Genomic DNA, 15,960 nt, shown 5'->3' with positions numbered 1-15,960 from the left:
TTCAGTCACAGACACCGCTGTGCGAGCATCGCTATCATGGTGAAAAACAGGCGTATCAGACGCCTGCTCTCACAGCGGGAACATAACAATGAAACAGGGAACGTTACGCTATGGCGGCCTGCTCGGGGCCGCCCTGTTACTTGCGGCTTGCGGCGGCAGTGGTAGTTCAGGCGGGGAGAGTGCTCCCCCCGTCGTCAATCCGCCGGTCACCCACCCTCCGGTCGCCACGGCCAGTCGAGCCTGCTATGGCGACGAGCAACCCGCCTGCAACCTGCGCATCTATCAGGTAATGGTGGAGTCGTTTGCCGATGGTGACGGCAGTGCAAACTACGGCGTCGGCTATGGCCCCTCCCAGCACAACGGCGATCTGCAGGGGATCATCGACAGTCTCGACCACATCAAGAGTCTCAACGTCAACGCCATCTGGCTCACCCCGGTGTTCGACTCCTGCGCGGGGCAAGGCGGCGATAACAAGCTCGATGCTACCGGCTACTTCGCCTGCGACTTTTTTACCGTGGATCCCAACTTTGGCAGCAATGCCAAGCTCAAACAGCTGGTGGATGGGGCGCACCAGCGCGGCCTCTATGTCTTCCTCGACGGTGTGTTTGGCCACGTCAACAAGGTGGGGGTGAGCAAGCCCTCGCCAGAGGGGCGTCTGCCAGCCCTCACCAGCGGCGGTGCCGGTTATCCCGGCCAGCTGGTGGATTACAGCAAGCCGGAGAGCCTCGCCTACTTCAAGGAGGTGGCCCGCTACTGGGTCGAGCAGTACGGCATCGACGGCTGGCGCCTCGATCAGGCCTATCAGCTTGGGCTGGATGATTGGCGCGCCATTCGCAGCGAGGTGGAGCAGGCCAGCGCAGCGCGCAAGGCCGCCGGTCAGCAGTGGGGTACCCTCGGCTACATGGTGGGCGAGGTGTGGAAGGGGGCTGACGACATTCGCGCGCAGGCTTACGGCAGCAGCGACAATCCGGCGCTCTCCTCGGCCTTTGACTTCCCGTTGCGCTATGGCATCGTGCAGGCGCTGGCGGTGGAGGAGTCCGGCAATGGCGGGCAGGGGGCCAGCGTGCTCGATGCCAGCTGGAACAAGGTGGAGAACTACCCGAATCACGCCATGCCGAACCTGATGCTGGGCAACCACGATCTGGTGCGTTTTGGCGATCTGCTGGAGCGCGGCAACTTCAAGTCGGCCGAGTACTGGCAGCGCCACAAAGCGGCCTTCAGTTTTATGGCGGCTCGCTCCGGCCCCATCACCTTCTATTACGGCGAGGAGTTTGGCGACGAGGTACCGGGCTTTGCCGCCAAGGTGGGCGGTGACTGCGCGGCGTTGGGATTGTGCGACGATCACGTGGCCCGCAGCGACGGCAAGGTGCCCGTAGTCACCGGTTTTGTACCGGGCAGCGAACAGGCAGAACTCAAACAGTGGCTCAGCCAGCTGCTGGCACTGCGCGCCAAACACCCCGCTCTCTATCAGGGGGAGCGAGTCAAACTGGTGGCCGAGGGCAGTCTCTATGGTGACATCAAGCAGACGGCGGGGGAGCAGATAGTCTACCTGCTCAACCTCTCCACCACGGCGCTCAGCTACAACCTGCCGACGGGCAAGTTGCGCAGCGGCAGTGCGCTGGTAGACCTGCAAAGCGGCGAGAGTCTGGCCATTGGCGGTAGCAGCGTAACGGTGGAGATACCACCCTTGAGCGGGCGTTTCCTGCGTCTGCAATAAGACAGCCGCAGCACGCTTTGATATGAGAGAGGGCCCCTTCGCGGGGCCCTCTCTGTCATTGTGGGCGACAAAGTCATGGCGGGTTATGCGGTGGTCTGGCCCCGGTTTTCCAGCCGCTGGCGGAAGGCGCGGGCCAGTCGCTCGTAGAGATCCTGCGCCTCCTTGTCTTCGATATCGCCGCGGATCCAGGGGTTGTCGACGATCTCCAGCAGCACGCAGTCACGCCCTTGCTGGCGCAAATCGAGCCCGTAGAGGCCATTGCCGAGCTGATGCACGGCACGGCGAGCGGTCTGCAGTACCCGCTCCGGCACCTCGTTAAGCGGCAGCGCCTCGATGCGGCTCATGTCGAGGGGGTGCTTGCGGCGGCGAATGCGGTTGCCTGGTTCGGGCCGGTAGCGGCGACAGGCGAACAGCGGCGAGCCGTCGAGAAAGCCGATGCGCCAGTCAAACTCGGCGGGGATCCGGCTCTGCACCAGCAGCAGGGCGGAGCGGCCCAACCCCTCGTCCAGCAGCCGTGCCAGCTGCTGCTCGTCGCTGGCCATGGCGAGATCGCGCCCCTGCGCCCCGTCGGGCACCTTCACCATCAGCGGCAGGCCGAGCCGCTGTACCAGCTCGTCCACATGGTGGCGGCCGCGGCGGGTCACCACCATGGTGGGCGGCATGGGCACGCCGCTGCGCACCATCAGCTCGTAGAGATAGAGTTTGTTGCTGCAGGCGAGGATGGCGTGGGAGCTGTCGATCACCGGCATCTTCAGCTGTTCGGCACGGTGGGCGAATTCGAAGGTGTAGTGACCGACCGCAGTTTCGGCACGCAGCCAGAGGGTGTCGAACTCCGGCAGCCGCTCGATGGCCGACGGTGGCAGGATCTCGGCCCGGATGCCCTGGGCGGCGGCAGCACGGATAAAGCGCTCCAGCGCCAACCCGTCACTGCTGGCGCGGCCGTCATCGGGATCCACCAGAATGGCGAGCTGGTAGAGCGGCGCCGCCTGCTCCTCGTCACCGGTCCCCACCAGTGCCTGAGCGTGGTGCAGCATCAACTCTTTCTCGCTTGGGCTCAGCTCCAGCGGCGACAGGCTCTGCTGCTGGCGCACGGACCAGCCGTGGCGGCCGCGCTTGAGGGTCAGCTCCTGCAGCGGCAACTGGCTCAGGCCATAGTAGTAGCGGGCCAGCCCCGCCAGCTCACTCTGTTCACTCTGGCCGAAGATGGCGCGCACCCGGATCCTGTCCTCGCTCTGCTGGGCCAGCCACCCTTGTGCCTTGCGCCACAGCTTGGCCGGTGGCTGCTGGGGTTGCAGTCGGCTGATGGCCTGCAGACCCGGCAGGCAGTGGTGGCCGCGGGCCTGGGCCAGCAGCGAGCAGTAGTAGCCTGCGCTCAGGTGCTCCAGATTGCGGCAGAGGTTGATGATGCGGGGTCGGCCGCCGGTGGTCGGCACGCCATGTTGCAGATAGGTGCGGGCGGTCAGCAGATAATCGGCATGGCAAGGCCAGTCGCCCAGCTCTTCGACGATGACATAGGTACTCATATTTTCGGCTCCACAGATCAGACTGCCTGAAAAAGGCAGGATCCCCAGTGGGCTTCGATGCACCGACAAGCACGACAATGGCGCGAGGGGAAACAAGAGGTTACAGTGCCTAATATGACGCCTTGGTAACTTGTGATACAAGTCGCATTTTTGGTGCTGAGGATAAATAACCGAACAAGGACTCCCCGTGTTGACCGTACGTGCGGCCCGAACCGATGATCTGGGCGCCATCGTTAATCTGGAACGCTACTGTTTTCCTCCCGAAGTCGCCTTTGGCCGCAGCCGCTGGCACTATCTGCTGGCCCACGCCAAGGGGCGCACCCTGTTGCTGCTGGACGAGAAACATCAGCTGATGGGCTATCTCTGCCTGCTGGAGCACAGAGGCTGGGATCGGCTGGTCATTCAGGCGCTGGCCATCCGCTGGACAGTGCGTCGTCTGGGCTGGGCCCGCCGTCTGCTGGAGCAGGTGATCTGCGAGGGCAAGGCCGCTGGCTGGGGGGCGATTCGCCTCGAAGTGGGGGACGCCAACGAAGAGGCGCTGGCGCTCTATCAGGGATTGGGGTTTCGTCCCCAGCAGCGGCTGGCGGACTACTATGGCCGCGACCAGCACGCCCACCGGCTGGTGCTGCCGCTGGTGAGCGACGAGGAGCGCAGAGTGGCTCGCACTCAGGCGCGCAAGCCATCTTCACAGGCCAACTGATCATGTTGCACGAGCAGAATTGAGGAGCAGGATGAGCTGCGACAACTGTCTTGCCACCGCCATCAAGGCGAAGCTGGGGCGCTGCCCGGTCTGCGCCATCCAGACTTTCGTCATCGGCCTGAGTGGCTGGTTGGTCTGGTGGTGGTGTGGCGCCGACACCTCGGTCAACGCCCTCACCGGCCTGCTGTTTGCGCTGGGGGGCTCGGGCCTGTTGCTGCTTCATCTGGTGGTATTTGTCTGGCGCAAGGCGACCGGACGTGAATTGAGCGATGAATGAATCTGAATAGATTCAAACAGATAAATAACAATATCGGTGTAGATATGGAGGTTCAGATGATTGCAATGGTAACGGGCGCCTCGTCCGGTTTTGGCGAAGCCATCAGCCGCCAGCTGGTGCAGGCGGGCTACAAGGTGATCGGCACCGGCCGCCGCGCCGAGCGGCTGGCAGCGCTGGCCGACGAGCTGGGCGAGCAGTTCCTGCCGCTGGCGTTTGATGTGCAGGACAAGGCGGCCACCCGCGCCGCGATCGCCGGTTTGCCAGCCGCCTGGAGCGAAGTGGATCTGCTGGTCAACAACGCCGGTCTGGCGCTGGGGTTGGAGCCAGCCCACAAGGCGGATCTGGAAGATTGGGAGCAGATGATCGCCACCAACATCAGCGGTCTGACCCTGCTCACCCGATTGCTGCTGCCGGGCATGGTGGCGCGTAATCGCGGCCACGTCATCAACATCGGCTCCATCGCCGGTACCTACCCCTATCCGGGCGGCAACGTCTACGGCGCCACCAAGGCGTTCGTGAAGCAGTTCAGCCTCAACCTGCGCGCCGATCTGGCGGGCACCGCCATCCGCGTCACCAACGTGGAGCCGGGCCTGTGCGGCGGCACCGAGTTCTCCAACGTGCGCTTCCACGGCGACGATGCCAAGGCTGCGACCGTTTATCAGGGGGTGGAGGCGATCCAGCCGGAAGACATCGCCAATACCGTGCTCTGGATCAACCAGCAACCGGCCCACGTCAACATCAACAGCATCGAGATCATGCCGGTGGCGCAGACCTTCGGCCCGCTCAATATCAGCCGTCGCTGAGCTTCCCGTTTGACGAAATGAGAAGAGGCACCCAAGGGTGCCTCTTTGCTTTGAAGAGCCGGTCAGAGGCTCATGATCTTCTTGAACTCCTCTTCCGAATACTTCTTCTCGCTGCTCTTGGTCAGATCCGTCATCAGCTTGTAGCGCAGATCTTTGGCCATCTGATAGGTCTGCTCCAGCTGGCCATAGGAGTAGTCGGCAGCCAGCCCGATGGCGGTAGCCTTGTCGTTGGCGTAGGCCTGTTTCAGGCTCTTGTCGAGCAGCGCCACCTCCTGGTAGAGCTTGCTGCTCTCCTTGCTCCAGACGTTTCGCAGCAGCGGCAGGTATTTGTCCGGATCGGCGCTAGCCAGCGCGGTCAGGCTGCGGAACTGCCAGTAGGCGGAATCATCGGAGTAGCTGTCGCTGCCGGTGCGATAGGGCAGGGGATAGTTTTCCAGGGTGCTGTAGAGCGGCACCATCACGGATTCGGCCAGCACGCCGTAGCTCTGCCAGATCAGCCCCTGCAGCTCTTTGGGCATCTCCTTGCGCAGTTGGATGACGTGGGATTCCAGCTGGCGATCGACCCGGATCGGCCGCTCCGCCTTGCCCGCGAGCGGCGTACCGTCATAGGTGGCGCTCAGCACCCTGGCTACGTCCGGCACGGCGATGGGGGCATCTGGTTTCATAAAGAGCGGATATTGCGCCTGCCGGGTTGATTGCTGGTGGCTGGCCGTCAGCATGTTCTGGCCGAGCCACTCCCGATCCACGTTGTAGGGATCGGCAATCACCCCGAACGCTTTGGCGAAGTTAAAATCCTTCGGATCGGCGTTATCCAGCAGTTTGTGTTCGCGTACAAACTCCAGCAGTTTGGGCGAGTGCAGCACATCGGCGCTGTCGAGAGCGACGCCGTGGATGCGCAGGCCGTTGGCCACCATGGCGTAGCTGTCGTCCGGCACCCGCACCGCGATCCAGTGGTGGCCGGAGCCAATCTCCATCAGCCAGGCCTCGTTCACATCCGCCAGATAGAGGCTGTTGCCCTCACCGGCGCCATATTGCTCCACATAGCGGCCGAGCAGCTCGACCCCCTCTTTGGCCGTTTTGGCCTGCGGCAGGATCAGGGTCGGGATGATGGCTTCAATCACCCCCTTCTCGATCAGCGGATCCGCTTTTTGGGCCTTGTCGTTGACCTCGGCACTGGTGGTGGCCGAGATGGCGACGTTGAACTCGTTGATGCCGCGCTCTTCATAATATTTGCCTGCCGGATCGCTGGCTGTGGCATCCCAGTCGTGGATGGCGGAGTAGGCGAAAAATGCCTTTGGCATCGGCACTTCCAGCCCGTTGCCCAGTTTCCAGAGTTTGCCCTCGTTCTGCTGCGCGGGCCGGAAGGCGAGGTATTTGTTCCAGTTGTTGACGCCAAAATCCTCGTTTCTGGCGATCATCACGCTGCCATCGGCACTGGCCCCCTTGCCGACGATAAGGCCGGTACAGGCGTCGGCACTGGTGCCAAGCAGGGTGAGCAGGGTGGCAGAGAGAAGACTCAAGGTGTGTTTTTTCATAGGTGTACCCGAAGGGTTGCGGTGAGTGAGAGTCAGACGAGGGGATGAGGTGTGGGGAGGCTGCAACTCCGAACTGGCAGCGGAGTGAGCACGGCAGATTGGTCTGCCTGTTATTGGTTTGACGAACAGATCATCCATGACACGGCTGGCTGGTTGTGATGTGCGCCAAAATTGTATTCCTGAGTGGTTGTTTGTTTTGTGATCGAACTGCTGTTCCTGACTTTTCTCTGGCGTCGTGGCGAGCGGACGGCAAAATGTGCCAAAACAGCGTGAACTGGCAGCAGATGAGTCATGATTCTGACGCCTGCTTGCGTGGGGGACGTGGTGAGATCCGCCATCTCTCTGGATCTCGCACTATCTGACAAGTTGGCCTGTAACTTGCTGGTTTAATTGATAATGGTGGGGCCTGACGCCCCATGTGACCGGATCAGCCTGTGCCCATTGCCGCAGATGTGCACTGAATTGGAGCCCCCATGGATATCAAACCCTACAGCCAGCAGCTTGCCCAGAGCGCATCCAACAACCGTGCCCTCGCTACCCTCAACAGTGCCAGTAGCGGTGGTCAGGGTGGTGGCTGGGAGGAGATGGTCAGCCTCTCCACCCAGCGCATGACCGGTCAGGCCCAGCAGGTGCTGACCTACGAACATCTGGCCAAGAACAACAAGCTGCCACCGGCGCTCGATATGAGCTCCGACAAGGGGGGCGTGGTGCAGCAGCTGGTGGACAAGGCGCTCGGTTTCGATCGCAAGAAGTTCAACGAGATCGAAGAGAAGCTCAAGACCATCGCCGATAACAAGAAGCTGACGCCGGAAGAGCGTGCGGAGCAGAGCAAGCCGCTCAACGAGCAGCGAGAGGCGATGCTCAAGGAGGCGATGGATCGCTTGACCGGCAAGAAGAGCTCATCCAAAGATGAGGCCAAAACTGCCTGATCCTGCCGCTGTTCTGAGATCTACCCGGTCGGCACCGATGGGCCTGTGTCGACCGCCGATGGGCAAGCTTCTGCCACCTCTTTTGACCTCACCTCCCCACAGGCGCACAATGTCCGCGCATTGAGCCAGTCGAGGAGTCCGCCGTGTACAACTTCCAATATGCCAATCCGACCCGCATCTGTTTCGGTGAGGGGCAGATCGCCAGCCTGCCAACGCTTATCCCGCCCGGTAGTCGGCTGCTGGTGCTCTATGGCGGTGGCAGCATCAAGCAAAACGGCGTCTATGAGCAGCTGACCCGGGCGCTGGAAGGGGTGACGTGGCAGGAGTTCTCCGGCATCGGCGCCAACCCCAGATACGAGCTGTTGATGGAAGCGGTGGCGCAGGTGAAGCGCGAGCGCATCGACTTCCTGCTGGCGGTCGGCGGCGGCTCGGTAGTGGATGGCACCAAGTTTGTTGCGGCGGCGGCCTGCTACGAGGGGGATGATCCCTGGGATATCTGCGGCAAACAGGCGAGCGTGCACAAGGCGCTGCCGATGGGCTGTGTGCTGACTCTGCCGGCGACCGGCTCCGAGAGCAATCCCACCTCGGTGGTGAGCCGGGGGGATGTGAAGATCTCCTTCAGAAGCCCGCTGGTGCAGCCGCAATTTGCGGTGCTCGATCCGGCGACCACCTACAGCCTGCCGCCTCGCCAGACCGGCAATGGAGTGGTGGATGCCTTCGTCCATATTGCCGAGCAGTACCTCACCTTTCTTGTGGGAGGCGAGGTACAGGATCGGCTGGCGGAAGGTTTGCTGCAGGTGCTGGTGGATAATGGCCCCAGGGCGCTGGCGGAGCCTACCAACTATCAGGTGCGGGCTAATCTGATGTGGGCGGCCAGTCTGGCACTCAACGGCCTTATCGGTTGCGGGGTGCCGCAGGATTGGGCCTCTCACGCCATCGGTCATCAGCTGACGGCGCTCTACGGGCTGGATCACGGCCAGAGCTTGGCTGTGGTGCTCCCCTCACTGCTCCGTGAGCGGGCGAGCCAGAAGCAGGACAAGCTGGCCCAGTTTGCCGAGCGGGTGTGGCATTCGACCCGTGAGGACAAGGCCCTGCGCATCGAAGAGGCGATTATCCGCACCGAGCAGTTTTTCCAGAAGATGGGACTGGGTACCCGGCTGGCCGACTATGGTCTCAGCGAAAGTTGCATTCCGGCGGTCTGCTCCAACCTCAAGCGGGTGGGACGCACCGCGCTCGGTGAACAGCAGGATATCGACCCGGATCGGGTGGCACGCATTCTCGCCCGCGCGCTATAAGCCGGTGCCGGTTTGTTTCCCTGGCTGATTCATTTTCCCAATAAAAGAGGGCCGCTTGTTGCGGCCCTCTTGCATGACGGGTTAGCCGATCACTCGGTACGCGCCTTGAGATAACCGGCGTAATCCGGGATCTGCACGCTGAACGCCTGGCGCATATGGGGGCTGTCCATGATGAAGTCGGCGGTCGCCTCGTTGGTGGCGACCGGGATGTTCCAGACTGCCGCGAGGCGCAGCAGCGCCTTCACGTCCGGATCGTGGGGCACCGCATTGAGGGGATCCCAAAAGAAGATCAGCACGTCGATCTTCCCTTCGGCAATCAGGGCGCCGAGCTGCTGGTCGCCCCCCATGGGGCCGGAGAAGAGGCAGGTGATGGGCAGTTGCGCCTTCTTGCCGAGCATGGTACCGGTGGTGCCGGTCGCATAGAGATGGTGGAGCTTGAGCTCCTCCTTGCGGCGCATCACCCAGTTCAGCAGAGGGGTCTTCATGTTGTCGTGAGCCACCAGAGCCACCCGTTTGTGGGGCGCCATCTCGCGTGCAATCTGTTCCATGGAAATCGTCCGTAGCATTGTTATTGGAAGAGAGCCGTATCCTAATCGAAAGCGGCGCCCGTTACCTTGCCGGGCGCCGTAACTGTGATCACTTCGACTGTTCAATCCACTGCTTGTTCTTCTGCTCCAGCACCGAGATGGGCAACATGCCGTATTCCAGCACATGGTGGTGGAATGCCTTGAGGTCAAAGCCTCCGCCCAGTGCCTGCTCGGCCGACTCCCGCATCCGGATCAGCGCCAGCTGGCCCGCCTTGTAGGAGGTTGCCTGACCGGTGTAGGCCATGTAGCGCGGCACCTCGGAGCTGATGTCCCCCGCCCCCAGCGCCGAGTTCTCCTTCATGTAGTTGACAGCCTGATCGTGGCTCCAGCCATACCAGTGGATACCGGTATCCACTACCAGCCGCATCGCCCTGAGCATCTCCTCGTTGAGGCGGCCAAAGTATTGCAACTGGTTGTTGAAGGCGGATGATCCCTCGACCTTCACGTCTCCCACCGCTGGATCATAGAGTCCCCGTCCCTGATATAGCCCCATGTCGTGATCCGCCAGGTACTCGGTGTAGAGCGCCCAACCCTCTGCATAGGAGGTGTAGGAGGCGTTAGCCACGTACTGCGGGAAGTCGGGATCCTTGGCGGCCAGCTCCTGGGCGATGGTGATCTGGAAGTGGTGACCCGGCGCCGCCTCGTGGGCCAGCAGGGTGCTGATGTTCCAGCTCTGCAGACCATAGGGGGAGTATGTGTTGAGGAAGAACTGCCCCTTGCGGCCGGTCTGCGGGTTGCCGTCCTGATACCAGGCCACTCCGCCGTATGGCGCATCTTCATAGGAGACGGGCACCACCTCGTAATCCAGTTTGGGAATGGTACGTTCGGCATCGAAGAAGTCCGGCAGCACCAGTGCTGCTTTGCTCTTGAAGACGTTGTACTCCTGCAGTGCCCGCTCGTGTTCGGCCAGCGCCTGCTGCTGTGGCCCGCTCAACGTCGCCCCGGCTGCATTGTCCGGGTTGAGGCTGGCGGACCAGACCTCTAGCGGGTTCTGATAGAAGAAGGCCGGCTCGTTCAGATAGCGGAAGAAGGCGTAGATCTGGCCGCTCTGCTTGCTTTGGCTCACATCATCGCTGTCACATTTGCCGACGGAATGGCATACCTTGACCATGGCAGCGAAGATCCGCTCTACCTCGCTCAATCCCAGCTCATGTACCTGCTCCGGTGTCATGTTGGTGGTGGTGTGCTTCTTCAGCAGCCAGCGATACCAGTCTCGCCCGTTGGTCATGCCACAGAAACCGTCGTCACACTCGCCACTACCCAAGCGCACTGCATAGGCGCCGCCATGATGGTAATCCAGATAGTCGCGCAGCGCCAGATAGCGGGTGTTGATGCTGTCCAACACGGCTTTGTAGTCTGCTCGCAGTGTGGCATCGGCATCCCCCGGCAACTGCTGCCAGCCGAGGTAGGAGCCGGCGATCGCCTCCCCATCCAGCTTGCTGTTGAGCTGGGCCAGCAGCCGGTCTACCAGCTCATCAGGCAAGGTGTTGCCCTGAACACTGGCCAGCTCGAACTGGTGTTTTACCTCGGCAAGATAGACATCATAGGCCTTGAGCCAGGTGAGGTGTTCCTGATACCAGGCCTGCGGGGTCATTGTTGTCTTTGCTCGAGTTGCCATTGCAAGTGCCGGAGCTGTGTCTGTGCGGTCGAGATCCCGTCGCCATGCGCCATCACCCGGTTCCACCCGGTCGGCCGAGCTGTGCTCGAAATAGTCGAAGTCACCGCTGACGGTACGAGCTGCTTTGCCGCTGGCAGGGGCTACGCCAACGTCATCTGCCAGATCCACCACGCGGTTACGGAAGTGATGGATCGGGATCTGGGATTGGGGTAAATCGTACCCTTCAAGATTGATCTGCAAGTCCCAGCGGATCATGTCGTAGAACAGCCGATCCCGCTCACTTAACACCGTGGGATCCAGTGCATTCAGTCGTTGGAGCAGTGAACTGTCGAGTACCTTTCGCTTGGCGATGCTGGCGGCATCGATGGCAAAACCGTAGGGGTCGAGCGACTGGCTCTCGCGCAGGGCCTCATCCATGGTCTGCATCAGGGATGCTTTGGTGGCTGCGGGGTCTGCTGGTGCGTTCGAGCTGTTGTCATTGCAGGCGGCAAGAGACAGGGCTATGGCGCAGGCTAGCGCGAGCTTGTTGGGTAGGAAGTGCATGATGTAGTCCTTTCACATGTTGTTATTGTGTGTCCCTGTGAGGGGCCTCAATAGTGCAACTCCCAAGCATCTGTTTTTGCGATCTGAATAGCAAAAATACGCTTATTTTTCATGCTGATAAGTGGTGTGAAAAGCTATGCAACCAGACATTAAAAAACCCGCCTGAGCGGGTTTTTTAACCGTTTTTTCATGCCATAACTATTCAGGATGAGCCGTGGTGCAGTTGCGACTGCTGGTAGTTCTCCAGCCCGATGCGATCGATAAGATCGAGCTGGGTTTCCAGCCAGTCCACGTGTTCCTCCTCATCTTCCAGGATCTCCTGGAACAGGTCGCGGCTGATGTAGTCCTGCACCGACTCGGCATAGGCGATGGCTACCTTGAGATCGGGGATGGCATCCATCTCCAGCGAGAGGTCGCAGCGCAGCATCTCTTCCACCGTTTCACCGATACGCAGCTTGCCCAGATCCTGCAAATTGGGCAGACCTTCCAGAAACAGCACGCGCTTGACCAGCTCGTCGGCGTGCTTCATCTCATCGATAGACTCGTGATATTCCTTGTGCCCGAGCGCCTTGAGGCCCCAGTCATCGTAGATGCGGGCATGCAGGAAGTATTGGTTGATGGCAATCAGCTCATTGGCCAGCACCTTGTTGAGATGGGCAATGATCTTGGGATCTCCTTTCATCGACAGTGCTCCTTGGTTCGTGCCTGAGGCTTCGATCGTTAGAGCTTAGTCCAGAAAAGTGACAACAAGAGGTCTGGCGAGCCAGCTCGCCTGAGAAAAGGGGTGACCCTGATGGCGGGTCGCATCAGAAAAGAGGTGTCCGGATCAGGCCACTTCGTAGTAGAGCACGGGTTGCTCCTGCTCCAGCTTGTCGAGTTCGGCAGCGATGATCTCCATGGTCATGCGCACGCATTTGCCACATTGGGCGCCCACCTCGAGCGACTGCTTGAGCTGGCGGAATTCGCTTTTACCTGACCGCACCGCTTTGCGGATCTGGGTATCTGTGATGCCGCGGCACAAACAGACGTACATGATGGTCACCTCTTGTGGAATGAGATGAAATCTAAATGAGAATGGTTCGTAGTGCAAATAACCATTGGTAATAAGATCCCCTGCTTGCCACTGTGCAACCCCTTGGGGACAATGCTGGCAACCAGAGGAGATCACCATGCTCAAGAAACTGTTCAGCGCCCTGTTCGGGGGCGAGCCGACCAAGGCGCCGGAAGTCACTCCCACCGAATATGCCGGCTATCTCATCTATCCGGAGCCCATGGCTGAAGGTGGCCAGTACCGACTGGCGGGTCGCATCACCAAGGAGCTGGACGGCGTGCTGCAAACCCACCGTTTCATCCGCTCCGATCTGTTTGCCAATCCGGCCGATGCCGAGCGATTCATGGTGCAAAAGGCTCACACCTTTATCGATCAGATGGGAGATCGCATGTTCGAGCCCCGCAAACCGGCTGACAGCCAAGCTTCATGACACTGCAAGAGGTCACCCTGCTGCGCGAGGCGCTGGCCCGCGCCGGCGAGCGGCGCCTGATCTGGCTGGAGGGGGAGGAGGCCGAGTGCATTGCCCGCGCCGAAACCCTGCTCGGCGAGCGCATCTTCTGGCTGGGTGCCGGGCCCGAGTGTTATGCCCCGCAACCCGCTGCCAAGGCGCTGCAGCGGCTCGGTCAGGAGTGCGACACGCTGGTGTTCAACGCCTTCAGCGGTTTTCACCCTGACGCCTTCGGGGCGCTGGCGGGCACTCTGCGCGCCGGCGGTTTGCTGTTGCTGCTGACCCCGCCAAGAACACAGTGGCCTGCATGGCCGGATCCTGACCGGATCCGGCTGGTGGCCCAGCCGGAGGAGGCGGGCCGGGCCGGCCACGGCTTTATAGCCCGGCTGGTGCGGTTGCTGGAAGGTGATCCTGCCCTCTCTCTGGAGCCTCCGGTTTGCTCGCAGCCGTGGCAACCGATTGGGCCGGAGCGCAGGCTGAGCTGCGATCAGACACGGGCACTGCCCGCCATCCACAAGGTGTTGCAGGGCCATCGTCGTCGGCCGCTGGTGCTGAGTGCCGACCGCGGTCGTGGCAAGAGTGCGCTGCTGGGGCTGGCTGCCGCCGAGCTGCTGCGCCAGCAGCCTGGGCTGAACATAGTGGTGACAGCCCCTTCGCAGGCGACGGTGGCGACCCTGTTTGCCCACGCCGCTCACGGGTTAGATACCACGCCTGAACAGCTGACCGGACTGAGCTACTGCTCGCCGGATCGGCTGGTGCACGAGGCGATGAATCCCGATCTGCTGCTGGTGGATGAAGCTGCCGCCATTCCGACCCCGCTGCTTGAGGACATGCTGGCCCGCCACAGCCGCATTGTGTTTGCCACTACCGAGCACGGTTACGAGGGGACGGGGCGCGGTTTTCACCTGCGCTTCAAACGGGTGCTCGATAGCCAGACCCCGGATTGGCAGGAGATCCACCTCTCTGAACCCATTCGCTGGAGTGAGCGCGATCCGCTGGAGACGCTGATTTTCCGCCTGCTCGGCCTCAATGCCGAAGTGGCAACTCCCTTGCTGCCGACCAGCCCGAGCTGGCGTCTGGTCAGTCAAGAGGCGCTGGCGAGCGACGAGGCGCTGCTCAATCAGCTGTTCGGCTTGCTGGTGCTGGCTCACTACCAGACTACGCCGAGCGATCTCAGATCCCTGCTGGAGAGCCCGGATCTCGACATCCATCTGCTGAAGCAGGATGCGAGCCTGCTGGGAGTGGCCTTGGTGGCGCGGGAAGGGGGAATAGAACCCGAGCTGGCCGAGGCGATCTGGGCCGGGCGTCGCCGTCCGCGCGGCCATCTGCTGCCCCAGTCGTTGCTGGCCCACGCCGGTTTCAAAACGGCGGGGGGGCGCAGCTACGCCCGGGTGATGCGTATCGCCATCCATCCCGAGCTGCACCGGCACGGTCTGGGGTCGCTGCTGCTTGGCAGGCTTGAAGAACATTATCGTCAGGTGGGGATCGATTACCTCGGTTCTGCCTTTTCGGCCAGCGCCGACCTGCTCCCTTTCTGGCGTAAGGCCGGGCTGGCGGTGTTGCGCATCGGCCTGCAGCGGGATGCCGCCAGCGGCTGCCACGCAGCCCTGCTGCTAAAGGCGCTGAAACCCGAGCATGAGCCCGAGTTGAATCAGTGGCAGCAGCGTTTTGTACGCCAGCTGCCGACCCTGCTGGCGGGTGAGTTGAAAGGATTGGATCCCGAGCTGGTATGGCAATGTCTGCAAGGTAGCACCGTCACCGCAGCTGAGCTTGGCGAGTTCGAGCGTGATGAGGTTCAGTGCTTTGCCCTGCATCACAAGCCGTTCGAACTGAGCCAGTCCAGCTTGCAGCTGTGGCTGGCGCGCCATCTGGCTGTGCTGGCTTCACTGACTCCTGACGAGCGTTATCTGCTGATCGCCACCATCTGGCAATATGCCGACTGGGGAATGCTGGCCGCGAGGTTGCAACTGGCGGGCAAGCCCGCCGTGATCAAGAGGCTGCGGGCACTGCTGGCGCGTCTCTTGAGTTCCTCTACCACTCGATAGGTTTGCCCTGCCAGTCGAGAAAGCTCAGCTCGCCATCCGGTTGCAACTGGTTCATCAGGTTAATCAGATGGTCGGCTACCAGCTCGGGACTCTGCACATTTCCTGGCGGTACATTTGCATGAAACGGGCGGGAGAGTGGGGTATCCACGGTGCCGGGATGGAAGGCCAGCAATTTGACACCGGGGGCCCGCCGAGCCAGCTCGATGGCAGCACACTTGAGCAGCATGTTGAGGGCGGCCTTGGATGCACGATAGCCATACCAGCCGCCTGCTCGGTTGTCGCCAATGCTGCCGACCCGGGCACTGAGAACGGCCAGAGTGCAAGGGTCGCGACCAAACAGCGGTAACAGCTGGCTGATCCAGCGCAGCGGCAGCAAGGCGTTGGTCTGGTAGAGTCGGGTCATGGCATCGAGATTGATTGCTTCGAGTCGCTTCTCTGGCTGGATCTCACCCTGATGCAGAATGCCGTTGCAGATCACCACCCTGTGCGGTCTCGGTGCCAACTCCGCGATGTGGGCTACCGCAGTTGCCATCTGCTCATCGCTGTAATCACAACATAGCCAGTGCAGGGCTGGCGAAGAGGCTCCTGCTGGTGCGGGCTGACGACTGATGGCAATCACTGGCCCGACCCCCGCCGCCAACCAGTGTGTCACCAGAGCCGCCCCGATCCCGCCGGAAGCGCCAATCACGACTATGCCTTCACTCATCTCTGGCTCCTTGTGAGTACATGATGAATTTCACCATCTGCCAATGTTGTCCTGATTGGCAGATACGATCGTGCCAGCCCGCGGGATCAAGCAGTTAAGGCTGCAATCTTGCCGAGATCCGAGCCGTTGGGTGAATTCCATTCCTATACTGAGGGAAAACCGCAGCGGAGTGCTGCCTGCGCA

Annotated in this window: 15 protein-coding genes; 8 read left to right on the top strand and 7 right to left on the bottom strand. The window is 61.5% G+C overall.

The window, feature by feature from the left end:
- Positions 1-88: 88 nt before the first annotated feature.
- Positions 89-1,717: an alpha-amylase family glycosyl hydrolase gene (locus tag ACTG1P_RS10910; RefSeq protein ID WP_440001270.1), complete on the top strand. Its 1,629-nt coding sequence runs from the start codon at positions 89-91 to the stop codon at positions 1,715-1,717.
- An 83-nt stretch (positions 1,718-1,800) separates the two neighbouring features.
- On the opposite strand, the gene ACTG1P_RS10905 is transcribed toward ACTG1P_RS10910, so the two are convergent.
- The gene (locus ACTG1P_RS10905; protein WP_440001269.1) at positions 1,801-3,240 is read right to left on the bottom strand and encodes a RimK family protein; all 1,440 of its coding nucleotides are present in this window, start codon (positions 3,238-3,240) and stop codon (positions 1,801-1,803) included.
- Between the two features lie 187 nt (positions 3,241-3,427).
- Between ACTG1P_RS10905 and ACTG1P_RS10900 the strand changes: the two genes are divergently transcribed.
- From ACTG1P_RS10900 to ACTG1P_RS10890, 3 genes are read left to right on the top strand one after another with little or no spacing between them, the layout of a single operon-like run.
- Complete coding sequence (locus ACTG1P_RS10900) at positions 3,428-3,940, top strand: N-acetyltransferase family protein (protein ID WP_440001268.1); 513 nt, start codon at positions 3,428-3,430, stop codon at positions 3,938-3,940.
- 31 nt (positions 3,941-3,971) lie between these two features.
- The gene (locus ACTG1P_RS10895; RefSeq protein WP_069554691.1) at positions 3,972-4,217 is read left to right on the top strand and encodes a DUF3624 domain-containing protein; all 246 of its coding nucleotides are present in this window, start codon (positions 3,972-3,974) and stop codon (positions 4,215-4,217) included.
- A gap of 56 nt (positions 4,218-4,273) precedes the next feature.
- On the top strand, positions 4,274-5,020 hold the full coding sequence (locus ACTG1P_RS10890) for an SDR family oxidoreductase (protein WP_440001266.1): 747 nt from the start codon (positions 4,274-4,276) through the stop codon (positions 5,018-5,020).
- 62 nt (positions 5,021-5,082) lie between these two features.
- Here the strand turns inward: ACTG1P_RS10890 and ACTG1P_RS10885 are convergent, their stop codons facing one another.
- A complete protein-coding gene (locus ACTG1P_RS10885; RefSeq protein WP_440001265.1) occupies positions 5,083-6,555 on the bottom strand; it encodes a C69 family dipeptidase in 1,473 nt (490 codons plus the stop codon).
- Positions 6,556-7,028: 473 nt separating this feature from the next.
- Between ACTG1P_RS10885 and ACTG1P_RS10880 the strand changes: the two genes are divergently transcribed.
- Together ACTG1P_RS10880 and ACTG1P_RS10875 are read left to right on the top strand one after the other, a co-directional pair.
- Positions 7,029-7,484, top strand: coding sequence for a hypothetical protein (locus ACTG1P_RS10880; protein WP_019446593.1), 456 nt, complete (start codon positions 7,029-7,031; stop codon positions 7,482-7,484).
- A gap of 143 nt (positions 7,485-7,627) precedes the next feature.
- Positions 7,628-8,779 carry an iron-containing alcohol dehydrogenase gene (locus tag ACTG1P_RS10875; RefSeq protein ID WP_440001264.1) on the top strand — a complete coding sequence of 384 codons (1,152 nt, stop codon included), beginning with the start codon at positions 7,628-7,630 and terminating at the stop codon, positions 8,777-8,779.
- Positions 8,780-8,868: 89 nt separating this feature from the next.
- Here the strand turns inward: ACTG1P_RS10875 and ACTG1P_RS10870 are convergent, their stop codons facing one another.
- The 4 genes from ACTG1P_RS10870 to ACTG1P_RS10855 form a co-directional block, all read right to left on the bottom strand.
- On the bottom strand, positions 8,869-9,327 hold the full coding sequence (locus tag ACTG1P_RS10870; protein ID WP_005363178.1) for a methylglyoxal synthase: 459 nt from the start codon (positions 9,325-9,327) through the stop codon (positions 8,869-8,871).
- 88 nt (positions 9,328-9,415) lie between these two features.
- The gene (locus tag ACTG1P_RS10865) at positions 9,416-11,527 is read right to left on the bottom strand and encodes a DUF885 domain-containing protein (protein WP_440001262.1); all 2,112 of its coding nucleotides are present in this window, start codon (positions 11,525-11,527) and stop codon (positions 9,416-9,418) included.
- Between the two features lie 202 nt (positions 11,528-11,729).
- Positions 11,730-12,209: a bacterioferritin gene (gene bfr, locus ACTG1P_RS10860; protein WP_005335967.1), complete on the bottom strand. Its 480-nt coding sequence runs from the start codon at positions 12,207-12,209 to the stop codon at positions 11,730-11,732.
- A gap of 144 nt (positions 12,210-12,353) precedes the next feature.
- A complete protein-coding gene (locus ACTG1P_RS10855) occupies positions 12,354-12,560 on the bottom strand; it encodes a bacterioferritin-associated ferredoxin (protein ID WP_440001260.1) in 207 nt (68 codons plus the stop codon).
- Positions 12,561-12,696: 136 nt separating this feature from the next.
- On the opposite strand from ACTG1P_RS10855, the gene ACTG1P_RS10850 reads away from it, so the two are divergent.
- Both ACTG1P_RS10850 and ACTG1P_RS10845 read left to right on the top strand, forming a co-directional pair.
- Positions 12,697-13,008, top strand: a complete 312-nt coding sequence (locus tag ACTG1P_RS10850) for an HlyU family transcriptional regulator (protein ID WP_005354958.1) — start codon at positions 12,697-12,699, stop codon at positions 13,006-13,008.
- A complete protein-coding gene (locus ACTG1P_RS10845) occupies positions 13,005-15,071 on the top strand; it encodes a tRNA(Met) cytidine acetyltransferase TmcA (protein WP_440001258.1) in 2,067 nt (688 codons plus the stop codon). The genes ACTG1P_RS10850 and ACTG1P_RS10845 overlap by 4 nt, the downstream gene beginning before the upstream one ends.
- On the opposite strand, the gene ACTG1P_RS10840 is transcribed toward ACTG1P_RS10845, so the two are convergent.
- Positions 15,058-15,777 (bottom strand): SDR family NAD(P)-dependent oxidoreductase, encoded by a 720-nt coding sequence (locus ACTG1P_RS10840; protein WP_440001256.1) that lies wholly within the window; start codon positions 15,775-15,777, stop codon positions 15,058-15,060. The genes ACTG1P_RS10845 and ACTG1P_RS10840 overlap by 14 nt on opposite strands.
- Positions 15,778-15,960 lie beyond the last annotated feature (183 nt).

The organism is Aeromonas sp. 11P (genome assembly GCF_051920165.1).
GTDB lineage: Bacteria > Pseudomonadota > Gammaproteobacteria > Enterobacterales > Aeromonadaceae > Aeromonas > Aeromonas veronii.
This window is presented reverse-complemented; position numbering and strand designations above follow the sequence as displayed.

What these genes read in the sequence shown, in the direction of transcription:
- ACTG1P_RS10910 (WP_440001270.1), top strand. Translation starts at nt 89, where the DNA reads ATGAAACAGGGAACGTTACGCTATGGCGGCCTGCTCGGGGCCGCCCTG.
- ACTG1P_RS10905 (WP_440001269.1), bottom strand. Translation starts at nt 3,240, where the DNA reads ATGAGTACCTATGTCATCGTCGAAGAGCTGGGCGACTGGCCTTGCCAT.
- ACTG1P_RS10895 (WP_069554691.1), top strand. Translation starts at nt 3,972, where the DNA reads ATGAGCTGCGACAACTGTCTTGCCACCGCCATCAAGGCGAAGCTGGGG.
- ACTG1P_RS10890 (WP_440001266.1), top strand. Translation starts at nt 4,274, where the DNA reads ATGATTGCAATGGTAACGGGCGCCTCGTCCGGTTTTGGCGAAGCCATC.
- ACTG1P_RS10885 (WP_440001265.1), bottom strand. Translation starts at nt 6,555, where the DNA reads ATGAAAAAACACACCTTGAGTCTTCTCTCTGCCACCCTGCTCACCCTG.
- ACTG1P_RS10880 (WP_019446593.1), top strand. Translation starts at nt 7,029, where the DNA reads ATGGATATCAAACCCTACAGCCAGCAGCTTGCCCAGAGCGCATCCAAC.
- ACTG1P_RS10870 (WP_005363178.1), bottom strand. Translation starts at nt 9,327, where the DNA reads ATGGAACAGATTGCACGCGAGATGGCGCCCCACAAACGGGTGGCTCTG.
- ACTG1P_RS10865 (WP_440001262.1), bottom strand. Translation starts at nt 11,527, where the DNA reads ATGCACTTCCTACCCAACAAGCTCGCGCTAGCCTGCGCCATAGCCCTG.
- bfr (WP_005335967.1), bottom strand. Translation starts at nt 12,209, where the DNA reads ATGAAAGGAGATCCCAAGATCATTGCCCATCTCAACAAGGTGCTGGCC.
- ACTG1P_RS10855 (WP_440001260.1), bottom strand. Translation starts at nt 12,560, where the DNA reads ATGTACGTCTGTTTGTGCCGCGGCATCACAGATACCCAGATCCGCAAA.
- ACTG1P_RS10850 (WP_005354958.1), top strand. Translation starts at nt 12,697, where the DNA reads ATGCTCAAGAAACTGTTCAGCGCCCTGTTCGGGGGCGAGCCGACCAAG.
- ACTG1P_RS10845 (WP_440001258.1), top strand. Translation starts at nt 13,005, where the DNA reads ATGACACTGCAAGAGGTCACCCTGCTGCGCGAGGCGCTGGCCCGCGCC.
- ACTG1P_RS10840 (WP_440001256.1), bottom strand. Translation starts at nt 15,777, where the DNA reads ATGAGTGAAGGCATAGTCGTGATTGGCGCTTCCGGCGGGATCGGGGCG.